The sequence below is a fragment of the Corynebacterium sp. UMB0012 genome (assembly GCF_030216265.1).
Classification (GTDB): domain Bacteria; phylum Actinomycetota; class Actinomycetes; order Mycobacteriales; family Mycobacteriaceae; genus Corynebacterium.
On record NZ_JASOKQ010000009.1, the window covers coordinates 23131 to 40702 of the forward strand.

A 17572-nucleotide genomic window follows, 5' to 3' on the forward strand; every position below is an offset into this window, starting at 1 on the left:
ACACTTCAGATTTCAGAATCAACCTACGTAGTTGATGAACAGCCAGACGGTCATCGGTGCTTATGGACAGGCAAGTAAGTAGTCCTAGGGGAACTCCCAAAGACTGCGGCGAGAGGATGCGCTTTCCAGTTTTTCCCAGTATGGAGAAGGTGTTCTATCCCGGCTTGGCAAAACATACCGGCCCAAATCTGCGCAGTCATCTTTCCAATACGTTTCGTTGACCTCAACTGCAGCGCCGCCGCAAACTCACCCGTAACTCTGTCGGGCTGGTTGAGCACTGAAAACACGAAAGAATAAGGATCCGCGCTCAATCTTTTTATCGCTTCGCCAAACTCGTCGGTCTGCTTCACGAGCAAATTCTGATAAATATCATCAGTCTGCTCTTGCTCTTTAGCTGAAACAGAAATATAGCGCTCAGTGAGCGTGGTCAAACTGAGTAATGGTATGTTGACGAGTTCTGTTTTTGAAAAAACACCAATTCTCGCAAGATTCAAGCGGACGTCATCGACCGTCTCGGCCTCGGTTAACCCCCGAGCCCACACATCAGCTTCCAACGCACCACACCTTAATAGAGGCAAACTCCATAATTACAAGTGTAACGATTGCTTTGGAAACTCCACTCACCTGAAGGCGTCTGTCCAAGGGTCGTTACGTTGGGTGCTGTTGCAAAGTTGGGCGGAGAGCCGAGACGACCCAGTTTCTCATTTCCTGATGGCCGCTGCGTGCCGGCGTTCTCAGGCCGTCTCGAAGACCCGGTTGACGATCACCGCGTCCGGATTGGGGTGCCCATAAGCAAACATCGTGCCCTGACCTTTCGGTAATGAATGCATCGCTTCCATCCCTTTCAACGTCCGGTAGGCGGAAATTCGGTTTTTGAACGCCCCCTTCGGTCCCAGGATTCTTTTAAGTCGGCCATGATCTCCCTCGAGAACGTTGTTCAGGTATTTCACCTGCCAGTGCTCCACCGTCTGAGGGCAGATTCCCTCCGCCTTCAGCTCGGATATTGCCTTGGCCAGAGCTGGTGCCTTGTCGGTGTTGATGACCCGCGGGGACCCGGCTGTCGTATTCGATCGCAGCGTCTTGGCCAGGAAACGCTTGGCCGCAGCCACATTCCGTTTTGGTGAGAGGTAGAAGTCTAAGGTCTGCCCACCGGCGGTAATAGCCCGGTAGAGATAGCACCACGTGCCGCCGACCCGGATATAGGTCTCATCCACCCGCCAGGACCGGGCCTGCCAGTCGGGTACCTGCCGGTACCAGCGAGTGTGCTTATCCAGCTCAGGGGCGTATTTCTGCACCCAGCGGTAGATCGTGGTGTGATCGACTGGCGCACCCCGCTCGGTCATCATTTCTTCGAGGTCGCGGTAGCTCACGCCGTAGCGGCAGTACCACCGCACCGCCCACAGGATGATGTCACGGGGGAAATGCCGACCGGAGAAGATGCCCATGGCTCTGATTATTTCACGCCGGTCTTTCTACTGCCCCAACTTTGCAACAGCACCATGAATACTCCTAAGGCTGTTGTGTGCGTTACGCCCCACAGTGTAAGTACCACTTCTAAATAGTCAACACGTGAAGTAAATGATTTTTGAACGTGCAGTTCAAAGAGGTGTGAATGCGGAAAATCTTAAGAAAGAAGGCCGAATCGAGGGGCGTGTCCTCGATTCGGCCGTGTGGGCTGTGCCTAGGGCTGCCCGACGAGACCAATGTCTGCGATGGTTGCCTTATTGGACTTGGGCAGCTCGGTGATCATGAGGAGGAGGCCGTCGAATTGCTCGGTCGTTTCCTCCAGCTCGATATCTTCCTTGCCGCTTTCGAACTTGCCCCTGGCCAGTTGGTGCAGGGAGCCAGCTTGTGGGTTCTCCGGATTGAAGCTGTCCTGATTTACGCCATAGACGGCGTACTTCGCCCCAGTGGAGTTGGACTGGACTACTGGCATTACCGCGAGGTGGGTCGGGTTATCCAAGGTGACGAGGACGCCGGTGTCCTCCTTTTCGGTGGACCAAGTGGTGGCCGTTTTGCCGTCGATAAGCGCTGCATAGTCCTTGTTATCAGGGACGGTAACCGCAGAGGAAGGCTGGAGACGCACCGGCGGGGTATCCGGAATGTCCGTGCTGCCGTGGATGGTCTCGCTGACCGGGTTGGATGCCTCCACATTGCTGAGCAAGGACATGATCCAGGTGGTGAGCGCGGCCATTGCTACGACGAAGATGGTGGCGAAGATGCCGATGACGATGACGCCGGAACCGGAATAACCGCGGCCGCCAAAGCCGGGTTCTTGCGCCGGGTCATCCTCTTGGTCCGGTTCTACCTGTGCCTTCACCGGCAGGGCTTCAGGTGCTTCTTCTGGTTCATCCGGTGCGAAGTCGCGCAGGCGCTGGGCGATGCCGGCCAAGGTGAGTGCCTGTGCCTCTTGTAGCTCCTCCATCTTTTCCTCGCGGCTGTCTTCGTCGGCACTATCGAGCGCGTAGTGCGCATCTTCGACGCGCTGGGCGGCCTCGTCCGCGGGAAGGTTGGCGTCCTCAGAAATATCGCGCAGCTTCTTCGGCGAAGGCTCCGTGGACTCTACGAGCAGTTCCAGGGCGGAGCTTAAAGCCTCGCGGTCGGTAGCGGCGGAGGTGCCATCCAGCACGGCGGGGAAGGCAACCTTGACCACGCCATCGGTAGAAACGCGGAAACGATCGCGGTGCTCCACGCCGAGGATGAGGCCGGCATCGTGGGCAGCGGCGGCGTCAGCAAATAGCGGTGCAGTAGCACGAGCCACGGAATGGGGATCGAGGTTATCGGCCTCAGCCACCTGCTTAAGGGAGGTGCCCTCAAACCAATCCGCCACTACCAGGCAGCCAGTGCGATAAGACAGAACTTGGATATTATCCGCCACGGTATCGAGCTCCAGCTCGGCAAGGCGGCGGGTATTGCGCGAAATCTCTGCGGAGCGACGGGCTGCAACTCCCGGCGTCGCCGGCGCAATTGGCGCCAGGCTATTGGTATCGACGAACGTCAAGGCGACCAGTCGGCCGGTGGACTGTTCGCGTGCCTGCCAGAACTGCGCACCAGTGACCGCACCGTGATCTTGGAGCAGGCGGAAGCGACCGTCCGATACCGGGGCGCCTGGGACCAGGCGTGGTCCGCGGACGATGCCCGCGGACATCGGCGGCGGCACCAGGGTGGCATTGAAAGCATCCTGGGTAAATACCGGCCGGATTTCCGGTACGTCGGGCTCCTCCAGCTCGATGGCCTTGGAGGAATCGACCTTGATGAAGCGGGACATGCCCGGAATGCGCTGTAGGGCGCGGGCCAGGTTCTGGACCTCCGGCAAGGAGGACTTGGACAGCACCAAGCCGGTGGCGATGAGGAATATGACACCGAGCACCGCGACCTTGATCAGCGAGACGATGGACGGCAAATTCTCCGGGAGGAGGAGATTCACGACCCAGTACAGCACCCAGGAGACGACCAAGCCCACTAGGCCGGCACCGGAAGCCCACAACACGGTTTGCGTGACGGCCTTGCCGCCGAGGCTGCCGAGCTTGCGTTTGAGCAGGAAGCCGCCAATGACCGCACCGGAGACGAAGCCAAAGCCATTGGCCGTACCGAGCAGGATCACCACGCGGTCTGGGTTGGACGTCATCAATGGTGCCAAGAGCGTGAGGACGATCTTGGTCAGCGTGATGCCGGCGATGATGAAGGTAGGCGTCCAGGCTTCCTCGCGGGCATAGAACACGCGCAGGTGCAGCAGCACCAAGGCATACGGGATGAGTGTGAAGGCGGAGAAGCTGATGGTCAGGCCGAGCTGCTCGGCGCTCTCGGCGCCGTAGGCACCGTATTGGAAGAGGGCACGGGCGATAGGAACGCCGAAGCCGGTCATGAAGATGACGATGGGGATAAGTGCGATGAAAGTCAGCTTGGAGCCCAGGGTGAGATCGCGGACCACGGCATCTACATCGCCGTCGGCGGCGTTGCGGGACAGGCGAGGCATAATCGCCGTCAGGAGCGTCACGCCGATAACGCCATAAGGCACCTGCAGCATGAGCCAGGCATTCTGATAGACCAGCGGAGCGCCCGCATCCGCGTATGCGGCCACGCGAGAGGTGATTACGTAGCCCAACTGGGAGATGGCTACGTAGGTAATAATGGCCAGTGCCATGCCACCGAATTGCTTGATGCGCGCATCCAAGCCCCATTTGGGGCGCAGGTTAATGCCGGCCTTTTTCAGATACGGCAATAGGATGAGGCACTGCACCATCACCGCCGTGGTGGTGCCCAAGCCCAGTAGCATGACGTGTGGATCGGCCACCGGCGTGGGATCATGCGGGTCGAGCTCGCCTGGCAGGATGCGATAAGCCAGCAGCACGCTAATGGAGATGACGTTATTGATTACCGGCGCCCAGGCGCCCGGACCAAAGACATTCTTGGTATTGAGGACGGCCTGGAAGAGGGCGAAGAGGCCGTAGAAAAGGATCTGTGGCAGCAGTAAAAAGGCCAAGGACGTTGCCTGCACGGCATTGGCCTTGGAATCTTCCGGCAGCATCATCCTGGTTAAGAAGGGAGCGAGTACTACGGAGGCGATGGTAACTATGCCCAGGATGGAAAAGGCCAGGGTAAATAGCCGCCGGACAAAGGTTTCACCGCGGTCCGTGTCTTCCTTTTCGGCCCGCACGAGGACGGGCACGACCAGAGAGGTCAGCACCGCACCCAAAACGATCTCGGTGACGAGGTTGGGGATCTGGTTGGCGCTACTAAACGCAGTTCCCACCGTTGCGCCGAGCGTGGCGCCGATGAGCATCTGGCGCAAGAAGCCGGTGATGCGGGATAGCAGCGTCGCGATGGCCATCGTGCCTGTTGCGCGGATGACATCCTGATTGGATGATTCATTGTCCGCGTTGCGTCCAGTGAGCGCGGACTTATCCTCCTCGGGAGGAACGGTGGTGTCCTTCACCGCTGGGGTGGGGCGCTTTTCGGGTACCGGAGCGGGAGGAGAGGCCTGGACGATGCGGCCGCGGGCACCCGCCGGGGCGGGGTGCTCTGCCGGCACGGCGGCATCCTTCGGCTCAACTACACCCGCAGGTGACTTCTCCACGTGTTCGGCCTCGCGGCCAGTCTTATCAGTCATAGAGGATACAACTTCAACTTACTTTTTAAGCCTTTGTGATTTTTTGCGCCGATGGCGGCCTAGCCGGAAGAGCGTGGCTAAGACCAGCGCAAGGGCGCCGGCTATGCCGACGCCATACACGCTTACGATACCGGCACGCGTTTGCACAGCGATATTGATGGGCTCGGAGATGGTTTGCTTTTCTGGGGTAGCAAGCCACAGGCCAATGTCCGTGCGATCGGCGTCCTTAGGCATATCGGCGGTCATGGATACAGTAATAGAGCCCTTGGCCGGAATACGGACACTCTTGGGTGTGTTGAGGCGCGCGCCATCGGGGGCGTCGTATTGCAGCTTGGCCTCCACCGGGAGTGGCAGGCCATTTTCTGCCACGATGAGCAGCGGCGATGACTCGGATACGCGGGTATAGACATTGCCCGGTGGGATAAGCGCCACAGAAGAACGCAGGTCCCGCAGCGTATCGGAATGTACATCCATCGTATGAGTGAACCGGCGCTGCGCCTCTGCATTGCTTCCCAAGCTATCGCGGTTGGTCAGCGAGAGGGCGGCGAGCAGATCTCGGCGCAAAGGCAGGACGAATTCATAGCGAGTGAGCGCGATATCGGGATCATCGACCATGATATTCATCAGCTCGTCGGTATAGCGAGCCTGCTGCTCCACGCGGACGATATCGGATTCGGCAAAGGCGGCGGGATCGCTAAAGGGGCTGCCGGGCAGTGAACCGGGCTCTGCGGTCTCCTGCTTCAGGCTGCCGACGGTGCGCGGATGGGACTTACCGGAAGCGATGAGTGCCTCGGCAGAGTCGAGTGCGTACTCGGCCGCGCTGGGATCCAAGTAATTGGGCAAGCGCGCCACGGTGTCATCGCTTGCGGCCAAGCTCAGTGCGGCGCCGCCGGTGATGGCACGAGAAAGATCGGAGTCGAGCGAGTAATCGTAGCGCAGCTCTGGGTTGGAATAGCCCACCGTCTGTGGTTTGGAGCCGGTTTGGGCGAGGAGGGCGCCCAGGGAGGCGTCGAAAGTCACGGCGCGGCCGGGCCACGAAGTATTATCCGCCACCAATGCGGGCAGGGGCAGCTGCTGATCCACATAGCCGGAGCCGACCGCGAGCACGGTGGTGGCCGGCTTGGCACCGAGAATTCGCTCGATGGTGTGATTGCCGCGTTGCAGTCCTTCGTAGGTAAGGAAGGGATTATTCGCTTTGGCCACGGAGGAAGCATTGGCGTTCGCCCACGGCATAGACATAAAGCAATCGAGCTCGCGCAGGCGCTTGAGCCAGCGGGCAGCGTCCTCTTTTCCAGTGCCGGGTTCGAGGTGCACATCGTCATCGTTAGTGAACCACGAATCGCGCAGGCGCTTAGGTCGCTCGGCTTGAGGTAGGCGGGCCGGCCCCACCTTATAGCCCTCCGCCATGCGGTTGACCGTATCCAAGAGGGCGGGATCGATGGCTACGCAGCCTGCCCCACGCAGGTCGTGGTCGGCATACGTGCTGACCAAGCGATCGAGCCGGCCGCCCTCCGCCAGCTCACCGGCCAGCTCATCAGAGGAGAGGATAAGGTCCTCTCCCCCAACGCCGCCTGGTACCGAGTCAATATCGGCACTGATGGGATAGACCACGGTGAGATCGTGGGGTTTGGGATCCGAGGGGGCATCGCCAAGCGCCTGCTCCTTCCCCTTTACCTGGCCTACGAGGCGCTCCTCCGCAAAGCTGACCGCCTCGCCGCCTACGGTGCCGGTGAGGGTAAACAGCAGCGGATAGGAGCCAGGCTCTTCGATGGCCAGGGTCTGCTCCTCGTGCAGGGAGGTGGGAACCTGGAAGGTAACCTCCCGGGATTCGCCCGGCTGCAGGGGCGCGGTGGTAGTGCTCGGACCGTAATACGGGAATTCGCCGGTGGCCAACTGCGTGCGGGCCTGCGCGGTATCCTCCACGGCATCGCCGCGGCGGCTCGTGAGCTGAAGATTCTCCATGGCTTCATCGGTTGGATTGTGCAGGCGGAAGGTCAGTTTCAGGGCCTTGCCCACGGAAAAGGGCTCGGCCGTAAGGAGATCAAGAGTGGCCCGCTCCGGCCCGCGCGCGCCCAACCATGCCTGGATATCCTGCTGATTTTCGGCGGCCGAGTCCATCTGCGCGGCGGCTTCTGGTAGCGGCAGGCACAAGCCCCACCCCGCTACCGCCATGCAGCCGCCCACGGCGGCCCAAGACTTCAGGCGTTGGCGCATTACCGTGGCGTCACTTTCCCCGCCGCGGCTTCCTTTCGTGCGAGATCGGGAAGGAGATCATGCGCGATGCGCGCCAGCTTGCGCTCATCGGCGTAAGCCAAGTGCTCGATGAGTTCAGAGACGGGGATCCACGAGACCTCGGTGACCTCTGGATCCTCATCGTTCATAATGCCGTCTACAAAACGCAGCAAGTGGTGGTGCACGGTCTTATGGATGCGCACGCCATCAGAGACGAACCAGTAATCAATCATGCCGAGGTCCGCAAAAACCTCACCAGAAATGCCGGTTTCTTCCCATACCTCGCGTTCAGCGGTGACCTCCTTGGCCTCGCCATTTTCCACATGGCCCTTGGGCATGGACCACAGCAGGCGCCCGCGGCGGTCGAGGCGGCCGATGAGCGCCACATAGAGCCGGGAAAGGTCGACGTTGCCATTGGCATCGACGCACTCCGCCAAGCCGGAGACAACGAGGCCGCCCGCGGAGGTTTCATCGCGGGTTTCCATGGCCGTGGATTGGCCATTGCCACCGCGGTAGGGCTTGCGCTGCTGGGTGGTGCGGCGCGCGCGATTATCCGGCCGGCGGCGCCGCCTGCGCCGAGACCGGTTGCGGTTGCGGCCGCCTCCCTTGGAGGGGCCCTGTTCTTGGTTAGTCATCCCTGCCAATCGTAGTAGACTCTCACCCGTGAATTTTCAGGACACTCAGCTAATCGGCGTTCTTGCCCGCGCGGAATCCACCGTCTCCTCCCTCAGCAACCTGCTGGGTGGGCTGGTGGAGAAATTTGCCGCGCGCGGCTACTCGCTCTACCTCGTGGGCGGCTCTGTGCGCGATGCGCTTTTGGGTCGCTTGGGAAATGACCTGGACTTTACTACCCCGGCCCGCCCCGAGGTGGTCAAGGAGATCCTCGATGAGTGGGCCGAAACCGTGTGGGATACCGGCATAGACTTCGGTACCGTCTCCGCGGCCTACAAGGGCCAGCAGATTGAGATCACCACCTTCCGCTCTGATTCTTATGACGGCCAGTCCCGCAATCCAGAGGTGGTTTACGGTGACACCTTGGAGGGCGACCTAGTACGGCGCGACTTCAAGGCCAATGCGATGGCCATTGAGCTGCTTGCCGACGCCTCCTTTAAGTTCCACGATCCCCTCCACGGCCTCCAAGACATAGCTGACCGGGTGCTCGATACCCCGGATAAGCCGGAGATCTCCTTCCACGATGATCCGCTCCGCATGCTGCGTGCGGCGCGTTTCGCCTCCCAGTTGGAATTCCGCGTGGCGGATCGCGTTGTGGAGGCCATGCGGGATATGGCTGGCGAGATCCAGCGCATCACCGTGGAGCGCGTGCAGGTGGAGCTGGATAAGCTCATCTGCGGCACGGCCCCGTGGGATGGCATCGATCTACTGGTATCTACGGGAATCGCGGACTATATCTTCCCAGAGATCCCCGCGTTACGCATGACCGCGGACGAACACGCGCAGCACAAGGACGTCTATGCCCACTCGCTCAAGGTGCTGAGCCAGGCCATGGACCAGGAAGAAGATGGTCCAGACCTCGTCCTGCGCTGGGCGGCGCTGCTGCACGATATTGGCAAGCCGGATACCTTTGATAACACCGATGGCAAGGTCTCCTTCCACCACCACGAGGTGGTGGGCGCGAAGCTCGCCCGCAAGCGCCTGCGCAAGTTGAAGTACCCCAAGGCCACCACGGAGTCCATCGGCCAGCTGGTGTACCTGCACATGCGCTTCCACGGGTTTGGGGAAAATCAATGGACCGATTCCGCCGTGCGCCGCTATGTCACCGACGCCGGCAAGCTTCTTCCCCGCCTGCACAAGCTGGTGCGCGCCGATTGCACCACCCGCAATGCCAAGAAGGCCCGCCGCCTCCAGCGCACCTACGATCAGCTCGAGGAGCGTATCGAAGAGATCGGCCGCAAGGAGGACTTGGCCCGCGTGCGTCCAGACCTCGACGGCAACGAGATCATGGAGATCCTAGGCCTCCAGCCCGGCCCTGAGGTGGGCCAGGCATGGTCCTATCTCAAGGAGCTGCGCCTCGAGCATGGTCCCCTCGAGCGCGAGGAAGCGATTGCGAAGTTGCGCGAGTGGTGGGATTCTAAACAGTGATGTTTGCCGATAGATTATTCAACGCCCTCGAGCGCAATGACCCCGCCCCCGGCCAGCTGCTCATCGCCGCTCCGGGGATGCTTTCGCCGGAATTCGCCCGTTCCGTCATTCTCGTTATTGAGCACAATGACATGATGACCTTCGGCGTGGATCTGACCAAGCGCTCCGAGGTGGCGATTTTCAATGTGCTGCCGGAATGGCTTCCCGTTGTGGCCAAGCCGCAGGCGCTGTACATCGGCGGCCCGCTCAATCAGCAATCCGTCGTAGGACTCGCGCAGACCAACCAGGGCGTCGATCCGGACAAGCATGACCGACTTACCCGCCTCGCCCCGCGCCTCGCGCATGTGGATCTGCGTGCCGACCCAGAAGAGATAGAGCCCTTGGTCTCGGGCATGCGCATGTTTGCCGGCTACGCCGAGTGGGGCCCAGGCCAGCTCGCGGAGGAGATTGAGGCCGGCGAATGGTTCGTCTCCCCTGCCCTGGCCCAAGACGTTATTACGCCGGGTCCGGCCGACCTCTGGTCCGATGTTATGAAGCGCCAACCTATGCCGTTGCCGCTGTACTCCACCTACCCTGTCAACTTGGAAGACAATTAATTCCTATCGCTCTGCAGGCAGTGGGCTACACTAGCCCGCATGCGTGAGGATATTGCACAAGGTGTGCAGGATACCTGGGCCGCCGCCATCGGCCTTATTCCCCTTGGCCTAGCCTTCGGCCTGCTCATGGTCCAATCCGGCTTCAGTTGGTGGTGGACGCCTATTTTCTCCATCGTCATCTACGCCGGCTCTATGGAGTTCCTGGCCATTTCCATGGTCACCGGCGGCGCCACAGCCGTGGCCTCCCTGGTCACCGGTTTCATGGTGAACTTCCGCCATATTTTCTATGGTCTTACTTTTCCTCGCCACCGCATTAACTCGCGCCTGGGCAGGGCTTATTCCACCTATGCGCTTACCGACGAAACCTATGCCATCGTCTCCTCCCTCCCCACCCATGACCGCCCGACCGGACGCCGGATCCTCACCATCCAAATTTTTTGTCAGGCTCTGTGGGTAGGTGGTGGCATTGTCGGTGCTCTCGCCGGCCAGGTGATTCCCTCTACCGTGCAGGGCATGGAATTCGCCCTAGTGGCGCTCTTCGTCGTGCTGGCGATGGATTCCTTCCGCAATAATCAGGACTTCTCTTTACCCCTAAGCGCGGCTCTGGTGGGAATCCTCGCGGCCGCCTTCGCCCCTGGACAACTCCTCATGGTGGCTCTCAGCGTCTACTTCATCCTGCTCATTATTCGGTATCTATCCCCACGCGTCGATGCCGCTTTCAGCTTGCGTAGGCGAGGCGACCTTAAGGGATTCCGGGAGGAGTGCTAATGCCTGCTGGAGTCACCCTTGCTTCCATCGCGGCCGTCCTAGTTCCCGTCGGACTCATTACCGTTGTACTTCGCCAACTTCCTTTCTCCTTTGTGAAATGGATGAAGGATAGTCAGTTCTTTTCCTTGCTCGGCATGATGATGCCTGTGGGCGTGATGACCATCTTGGTGGTCTATACCGTCCACGGGCAGGCTGGCGCCCCCGGTGGTATTTGGGCGGCTTTACTCGGCGTGCTCGTTACCTTTTTACTCCACCTGTGGAAGCGCGAGTCAGCGCTGTCCATCTTCGGAGGAACCGCCTTCTATATGCTCCTCGTCAACGTAGTGTTTTAGCCCTTGCGACTCTTATAGGCCGAACTTGGCGGTGGCTTCGGACCACAGGGCGTCGAACCGAGACTGGTCCACGTACTGCGCGCTAATGTCCGGAAAATCATCATAGGTATCCGGGTGAGGGACAACCTCTTGCGGTTGATCTACGTTTCCCGTGGAACTAGTTGGTGTTGCTACCCCGACGATGGCATCCGAGGGATCCAGCGCAATCATGCGCACCATGCGGCAGCTGCGGGCATCGCGCTCTTCCATTTCCGCCATGTGAATTGCTGAGCCCACTCCGGGCACATTCAGTTCGGTTCGTACGTAAAGGTAATTCGTCATGGCACTTAAGTGTAGTTACGTGTCGGGGTGCTGCGCGTAGCGGGCCGCTAGCCATGAGCACATCATCAGCTGAACCTGGTGGTAAATCATCAACGGGAGGATTAGTAGCCCAAGGGATGCGCCGCCAGAAGCAAAGATGACCGAGGCCATGGGTAGCCCCGTGGCTAATGACTTTTTCGATCCGCAGAACTCGATTGCGATGGTATCGGCGCGGTTGAATCCCATCTTTTGGCTTGCCTTTCTGGTGAGCCACAGCATGAAAGCGACGAAGATCGCGGCGAAGACAACTAGGAACGCCAGGTCCCACAGAGAAATAGAGGACCAAATTCCGTCCACAACGCCCTTGGAAAAAGCGGAATACACCACCATCGCAATTGAGCCGCGGTCCACGACCTTAGTGGCCTTGCTTTGCGCAACCTTCCCCACCCAGCGCCGAGTAAGCTGACCTAAAACAAATGGCGCCAACAATAGAAGGGCGATTTCGCCGAATACTGACGTATCGATGTGAACTCCTCCCCCAGTTCCCATGAGGAACATGACGAGCAATGGAGTGATGATTACTCCCACCAAGTTTGAGGCAGAAGCCGATACGATTGCGCCCGCCACGTTTCCTTTCGCGATTGAGGTGAAGGCAACCGAAGATTGCACCGTGGATGGAACCAGCGTGAGGAATAAGATGCCCAGGTACATGTCGTGCGATATGACAGCGGTGAGTGGGCGCAGAGCTATGCCTATAAGCGGGTAAACCACAAAGGTGAAAGCGAGAATTGTGAGGTGTAGCCGCCAATGCTTGAGTCCGTTGAGGGCTTCTTGAGTGGAAAGCCTCGCGCCATACAAGAAGAAGAGTAGCGCGATGGCCACGTTTGTTAATTGGCCGAATATGTCGGCAAAGCTCCCGCGGGCTGGTGCAATGATCGCAATGATGACCGCCAGGATAATGAGGACGATAAGCGGGTCGGGCTTTTTCAAACGCTGCAGCATGCTAAGAGTTTAAACCCTATTCGTCATCACATGCTGCAGATGCTCGGGCCAAGAAAACACAACCCGTGTAGTTTCACGTGAAACCACACGGGAAATGCACTTTAGGCCGTGGTGACGTTAGAGCCGTCTTGTTTAACTTCGTATTCTTCCAATGGATCGCGCCCCGGGCCGGAGATTACGCTTCCATCGCTGAGATTGTAGGAAGTGTTGTGTGCCGTGCAAGTGGCCGTCATGCCATCAATCTCGGTGATTGGATTGTGTTGGTGGGGGCAAGTTTGGGAGTAGGCCTTAAACTCCCCTTCCTTGGGCTGGGTGAAGATTACGCCATCGACAATCTTCGCGGAGCCAATCGGAATCTCGGTTGCCGCAATTTCTGCGGACGGAGAGGAGCCACAGGCCGCGGCGTAGGCGCCTGCAAATGTGGTGGCGGTTCCAAGTAAGAACATTCGACGGGAGCACTTGATCATGCTTCTACTCTAGCCCGTTGGTCTTGCGTATTGTGCCGTTCCCGTTTGTCCGGTTGGAATTAAAGTTTCACGTGAAACACTGTAGTTAGTTAGCTAGGAGTCCTTCCCAAGTTTCCGGAGAGCCTTCAGAAGTAGCGACAAGTTCATAGGTGCCAGACTCGATGCCTAAATCATTTACGATGCTCTGCGCAGACTGTTGTTCGTGTGCTTCTGCTACAGACGTCGTCGCCTTGTGGTCTTGCTCGGCGTACGTGCCGATGACAAAAGTTGAAGCGGCGATGGCAGCCAGGGCGGTACTTTTCTTCATGCACTATATTCTGCCCTTCAGGGGGCTGGTTGTGCTCTTGCCTGTCAGGGTTTCATGGCAGCTTTACGTAACCTCTACCCTCTCTCGCAGGAATCGCAATGGTGCAGTGAATCAACTATAGAGTTATTCAAGTATGGGTTAATTCCAGACCGTGGTTTGGATTAAAATATTGACAGTTACTAAAAACGGGCAAACAGCTGTCCTAATTAATAAAGTCACTGTGACTAACCGGAAGTGTGTAGCGATAACTCACTACGAAAGGTATAGCTACAAAAATTCCCCTTCTGGACGGAAGATGAATCTTTCTCCAGAAGGGGTAGATTGCGCAGCGGTGCGTGGTTACTTGTCGGATTCGCGAGCGGCGTGACGGAGTGCGTCGACATCAACCTGGGGGGCGGATGCTGCGGAGGCCTCTTCCCCACCGCAACCGTCGGAACCACAATTACAGGATTCTCCACAACCCTCCTCATCCGCGTGTGCTTGTTCGTAGAGGAACGCGGCACGTGAGCCGAGATTAGAACCGATGGAGAGGGCTAGAACAGCGGCCACAAAGGTAAGAACCGGGATGAGCCACATCCAGCCTTGAGAGCGGAGCGCGACGATGCCGCCAAAAACTAGACAGACACCGCTAAGGATCCAGAATGGCCCGGCGACGCGATGGGCATTGTCCCATGCTTCGCGGGATTTGCGGATTTCCTGCAGGCGTAAACCGATATAACTATTTCCAGGCAGGCGCTTGGTCGAGGCCAAGGCTCCCACGATGATGAGGAAGACGGCGAGGATTAAAAAGATGATTCCCACAGCGATCATGTATTCAGTTTAACCTTGTAGCGCCAGGATAAAAATCGTGGCTGGGGTGAGTGTTCTGGCTAAGTCTTCTGTCGGGTAGTATGCCTTTAAGGTCGATCGATAGATATTGAATCGACTATTGCCTCTATACCGCGCTGTTTCACCCTGGAACCTTTACCAAGGGGCGAAACACCCAATTTGAATGTAAGTACATGAATCTCAAGAAACTCTCGGAATCCCTATTATTCCGCATCATCGTCGCCATCATCCTTGGCGTGGTGGTGAGCCAATTCGCGCCCGAATGGTTTGGCCGCGTATTCGCCACCTTCAATGGACTCTTTAGTAACTTCCTCAATTTCTTTATTCCGGTCCTCATCTTCGCGCTTATCGCCCCGTCGATTGCTGCTCTGGGGCGGGGAGCCGGAAAATGGCTGGGTGTTACTGCAGGCATTGCCTACGGCTCAACGATTGTTGCGGGTCTTCTTGCCTACGTACTTGCGCACTGGCTCTACCCCACCATGCTCAGCGGTCAGGATCTGATTACAAATGTCTCCGATATTGATGAGGGCGCACTTACTCCGTACTTCGAGGTGGAAATGGCGCCGCCTTTTGAGGTTATGACGGCTCTCTTGTTGTCATTCTGCATCGGTGTAGCGATGACTACAGTGAAGTCCGATACCTTGTATGCGGTGACAAAGGAATTGGAGAGCGTAGTAGTCAAGGTCATTTGGGGCTTTGTAGTGCCAATTCTGCCCTTCTATATCTTCGGCATGTTCTTGGGCTTGGGCATGAATGGCAATTTGGGCTCAGTGCTCTCGGCCTTCGCCAAAGTGCTGATCCTGGCGGTTGTTATGACTCTGGTCTATCTGGTGCTCCAGTACATTATCGCGGGTGCAATTACTGGCAAGAATCCTTTCAAAGCACTGCGCAATATGTTTCCGGCATATTTCACCGCACTGGGAACCTCTTCTTCTGCCGCCACCATCCCGGTGTCTATGGAGTCCACCTTGAAGAACGGCATTTCGAAGCCGGTGGCAAGCTTCGTTATCCCGCTGTGTGCGACCATTCACCTCTCTGGTTCCATGATTAAGCTGACGCTCTATGCCTTTGCGATTGTGTACATGGCGAACCTGGATATTAGTACGAGCACCGGCCTTGGTTTCATCTTCCTATTGGGAATTATGATGATCGCGGCACCAGGCGTGCCTGGCGGCGCAGTCATGGTCGCAGCTGGACTACTGGCGGACATGATGGGCTTTGACGATGGCATGGTGGCGCTAATGATCGCGGCCTACATCGCCATTGACTCGGTCGGCACTGCTGCCAACGTTACTGGCGACGGCGCCATTGCGATGATCGTGGACAAGTTCGCGGGCTCCAAAAAGGACCACACTGAAGAGGAATCTGCAGAAGCAACCGCGTAGAGGCTTTTTATAGCGAACCCTCCTCAGCTGCCGAGAGCTGAGGAGGGTTCTTCGCGTCTTCAGGACTACTTCCTAGTTGCCGCCTTCATGCGAGTTACGTATTCGGCGAGTTCTTTATGCAAGGCTTTCGCATCGGAAATGCGTCCTGGGGTTCCTTCCACTAGCCTGCCTTCCGCGTCTGTTTCACGTGAAACGTGGCGATCGATAATCTTGGTGATTGCGGAGCCAGTAATGGCCCCCGCTGCCCCAGCGGTCACGGCATCGCGCACGTGTTGCGGCTCGGAAATGCCGAATCCTAGCAGCACCGGAGGTCCGTCGAATCTTTTGATGTTGGCGACGACTTCTTCGAGCCCAATAGTCTCGGATTCCTTTTCGGCGCCGGTAACTCCATCTCTCGATACTGCGTAGATATAGCCGCGTGAGCTTTGAGCGACGCCCTCGAGGGTGTGCGCAGTCGCGCGGGCCGGGGCGATAAAGATTGGATCAATGCCGGCTTTCTCTGCTGCGGTGATGAATGGAGCGCCTTCGCGCACGGGGACGTCGGGAAGCAAAATGCTATCCGCGCCTGCTTCCGCAAACTCGGCGTAGAAGCGGTCGAAACCCCGAGTGAACGCCACATTGCCGTAGATGAGCATGCCGATGGGAAGCTCGGGAAATTCCACGCGGATTGTTCGCACCTGTTCCAAGGCGGACTCTACGGTGGCGCCGCCGTCGAGCGCGCGAAGGTGGGAGGCCTGAATGGTGGGGCCGTCGGCCACTGGGTCAGAAAATGGAACACCTAGCTCCAATGCATCGGCTCCGGCCGCGACGACCGTTCGCACGATGGCCAGCGTGTGCTCCGGCGTGGGATCGCCCAACATAAGGAATGGGACGAAAGCGCCCTCTCCCCTGTTGCGCAGTGAGCGGAATAGGTCTTCGTATCGGGTGCTCATTAGTTCTTCTCCTGCAGTTTGAATTCTGGGTGGGCCTCAAGGGTGTGGCGAACGTGGTCGATATCCTTGTCTCCGCGGCCGGACAGGGAGACCAAGATGGTGATGTCCTCGTCCTTGCGTTTCAGGGCGTAGGCCAACGCGTGAGAGGATTCGAGAGCGGGAATGATGCCTTCCTTAGTGGAAAGAAGCTGGAATGCTTCGAGTGCTTCGGCGTCAGTAATGCCGACATATTGTGCGCGGCCGCTGGCGTGAAGGTGCGCGTGCTGCGGTCCTACACCCGGGTAGTCGAGCCCGGCGGAAATAGAATAGGATTCCTCCACTTGGCCGTCCGCGTTGCGCATGAGGTAGCTGCGCGCGCCGTGGAGGATGCCGACCGTACCGTTGTTGATGGTGGCACCGTGCTTGCCGGAGTCTAGGCCTTCGCCGCCAGGTTCGGCGCCGACGAGTTCCACTTCCTCTTCTTCAATAAAATCTGCGAACATACCGATTGCATTAGAACCGCCGCCGACGCAAGCCACGACTACATCCGGTAGCCCACCGGTGCGCTCAAGCATCTGGGTCTTAGCCTCTTCAGAGATGACCTTGTGGAACTCTCGGACGATGGTTGGGAATGGATGAGGTCCGGCCGCGGTACCGAGGAGATAGTGGGATTCATGGAAAGTGGCGGTCCAATCACGGAGGGCTTCGTTCACCGCGTCTTTAAGAGTTCCGGATCCGGTGTCGACGGCGACGACCTTCGCACCCATCAGCTCCATACGGAATACGTTTGGCTGCTGTCGGGCCACATCTTTCGCGCCCATATAGATCACACACTCGAGATCCAGCAATGCGCAAGCAAGTGCAGTAGCGGTGCCGTGCTGGCCCGCTCCGGTCTCCGCAATAATGCGTGTCTTCCCCATCCGCTTTGCTAGCAGTGCTTGGCCGAGGACCTGGTTCGTCTTATGTGCTCCACCGTGTACGAGATCTTCCCGCTTGAGGAAGATGCGCGCCTTGCCCCCGAGGTTCCTCGCCTCTGTAATTGGCGTGGGCCGGCCGAGATAGTCACGCAAAAGTGTGCTTAGCTCTTTGCGAAATGCGGGGTCGTTTCGTGCGTCGACAAAGGCCTTCTCAAGTTGGTCGAGCGCCGGGATGAGGGATTCGGGGACGAACTGTCCGCCGAATTCGCCAAAGTATGCCGGAAGGAGCGTTTCACGTGAAACTGTCATCGTTCTCT

Annotated in this window: 16 protein-coding genes and 1 pseudogene; 5 read left to right on the forward strand and 12 right to left on the reverse strand. The window is 58.4% G+C overall.

Annotation, left to right across the window (positions count from 1 at the left end; genetic code table 11):
• Nucleotides 1-50: 50 nt before the first annotated feature.
• From QP324_RS05970 to QP324_RS05990, 5 genes and pseudogenes are all read right to left on the reverse strand, one after another.
• Nucleotides 51-554: a hypothetical protein gene (locus QP324_RS05970; protein ID WP_198492261.1), complete on the reverse strand. Its 504-nt coding sequence runs from the start codon at nucleotides 552-554 to the stop codon at nucleotides 51-53.
• A gap of 180 nt (nucleotides 555-734) precedes the next feature.
• Nucleotides 735-1445, reverse strand: a complete 711-nt coding sequence (locus QP324_RS05975) for an IS6 family transposase (protein ID WP_284815048.1) — start codon at nucleotides 1443-1445, stop codon at nucleotides 735-737.
• Between the two features lie 236 nt (nucleotides 1446-1681).
• A complete protein-coding gene (gene murJ, locus QP324_RS05980) occupies nucleotides 1682-5110 on the reverse strand; it encodes a murein biosynthesis integral membrane protein MurJ (RefSeq protein ID WP_284815050.1) in 3429 nt (1142 codons plus the stop codon).
• 18 nt (nucleotides 5111-5128) lie between these two features.
• On the reverse strand, nucleotides 5129-7324 hold the full coding sequence (locus QP324_RS05985) for a DUF6049 family protein (RefSeq protein ID WP_239278985.1): 2196 nt from the start codon (nucleotides 7322-7324) through the stop codon (nucleotides 5129-5131).
• A pseudogene (locus QP324_RS05990) lies at nucleotides 7324-7839 on the reverse strand (NUDIX hydrolase); the annotation flags it as partial. The gene QP324_RS05985 and the pseudogene QP324_RS05990, both read right to left, overlap by 1 nt.
• Nucleotides 7840-8005: 166 nt before the next feature.
• On the opposite strand from QP324_RS05990, the gene QP324_RS05995 reads away from it, so the two are divergent.
• Genes QP324_RS05995 through QP324_RS06010 form a run of 4 tightly spaced genes read left to right on the forward strand, consistent with a single transcriptional unit; the run spans nucleotide 8006 to nucleotide 11138 of the window.
• The gene (locus QP324_RS05995; RefSeq protein ID WP_239278986.1) at nucleotides 8006-9442 is read left to right on the forward strand and encodes a CCA tRNA nucleotidyltransferase; all 1437 of its coding nucleotides are present in this window, start codon (nucleotides 8006-8008) and stop codon (nucleotides 9440-9442) included.
• Nucleotides 9442-10038 (forward strand): YqgE/AlgH family protein, encoded by a 597-nt coding sequence (locus QP324_RS06000; protein ID WP_284815053.1) that lies wholly within the window; start codon nucleotides 9442-9444, stop codon nucleotides 10036-10038. Before QP324_RS05995 ends, QP324_RS06000 begins: the two co-directional genes overlap by 1 nt.
• 39 nt (nucleotides 10039-10077) lie before the next feature.
• Nucleotides 10078-10806, forward strand: a complete 729-nt coding sequence (locus QP324_RS06005) for an AzlC family ABC transporter permease (protein ID WP_284815054.1) — start codon at nucleotides 10078-10080, stop codon at nucleotides 10804-10806.
• Nucleotides 10806-11138 carry a branched-chain amino acid transporter permease gene (locus QP324_RS06010; protein ID WP_284815056.1) on the forward strand — a complete coding sequence of 111 codons (333 nt, stop codon included), beginning with the start codon at nucleotides 10806-10808 and terminating at the stop codon, nucleotides 11136-11138. Before QP324_RS06005 ends, QP324_RS06010 begins: the two co-directional genes overlap by 1 nt.
• A 12-nt stretch (nucleotides 11139-11150) precedes the next feature.
• Here the strand turns inward: QP324_RS06010 and QP324_RS06015 are convergent, their stop codons facing one another.
• The 5 genes from QP324_RS06015 to QP324_RS06035 form a co-directional block, all read right to left on the reverse strand.
• Nucleotides 11151-11459 carry a hypothetical protein gene (locus tag QP324_RS06015; RefSeq protein WP_239278990.1) on the reverse strand — a complete coding sequence of 103 codons (309 nt, stop codon included), beginning with the start codon at nucleotides 11457-11459 and terminating at the stop codon, nucleotides 11151-11153.
• A gap of 15 nt (nucleotides 11460-11474) precedes the next feature.
• Entirely contained in the window at nucleotides 11475-12440 is a 966-nt protein-coding gene (locus QP324_RS06020) for a bile acid:sodium symporter family protein (protein WP_239278991.1), read from the reverse strand.
• Nucleotides 12441-12541: 101 nt separating this feature from the next.
• A complete protein-coding gene (locus QP324_RS06025) occupies nucleotides 12542-12907 on the reverse strand; it encodes a Rieske 2Fe-2S domain-containing protein (protein ID WP_005326925.1) in 366 nt (121 codons plus the stop codon).
• An 85-nt stretch (nucleotides 12908-12992) separates the two neighbouring features.
• Nucleotides 12993-13214 carry a hypothetical protein gene (locus QP324_RS06030; protein WP_225746232.1) on the reverse strand — a complete coding sequence of 74 codons (222 nt, stop codon included), beginning with the start codon at nucleotides 13212-13214 and terminating at the stop codon, nucleotides 12993-12995.
• A 339-nt stretch (nucleotides 13215-13553) separates the two neighbouring features.
• Nucleotides 13554-14024, reverse strand: a complete 471-nt coding sequence (locus QP324_RS06035; RefSeq protein WP_225746233.1) for an SdpI family protein — start codon at nucleotides 14022-14024, stop codon at nucleotides 13554-13556.
• A 191-nt stretch (nucleotides 14025-14215) separates the two neighbouring features.
• Here QP324_RS06035 and QP324_RS06040 point away from each other — a divergent pair, with 191 nt between their 5' ends.
• Nucleotides 14216-15427, forward strand: coding sequence for a dicarboxylate/amino acid:cation symporter (locus QP324_RS06040; RefSeq protein WP_225746234.1), 1212 nt, complete (start codon nucleotides 14216-14218; stop codon nucleotides 15425-15427).
• Nucleotides 15428-15492: 65 nt separating this feature from the next.
• Here QP324_RS06040 and trpA read toward each other — a convergent pair whose 3' ends face one another.
• Together trpA and trpB are read right to left on the reverse strand one after the other, a co-directional pair.
• Nucleotides 15493-16359: a tryptophan synthase subunit alpha gene (trpA, locus tag QP324_RS06045; RefSeq protein WP_284815060.1), complete on the reverse strand. Its 867-nt coding sequence runs from the start codon at nucleotides 16357-16359 to the stop codon at nucleotides 15493-15495.
• On the reverse strand, nucleotides 16359-17564 hold the full coding sequence (gene trpB, locus QP324_RS06050; protein WP_284815062.1) for a tryptophan synthase subunit beta: 1206 nt from the start codon (nucleotides 17562-17564) through the stop codon (nucleotides 16359-16361). The genes trpA and trpB overlap by 1 nt, the downstream gene beginning before the upstream one ends.
• Nucleotides 17565-17572: the final 8 nt, after the last annotated feature.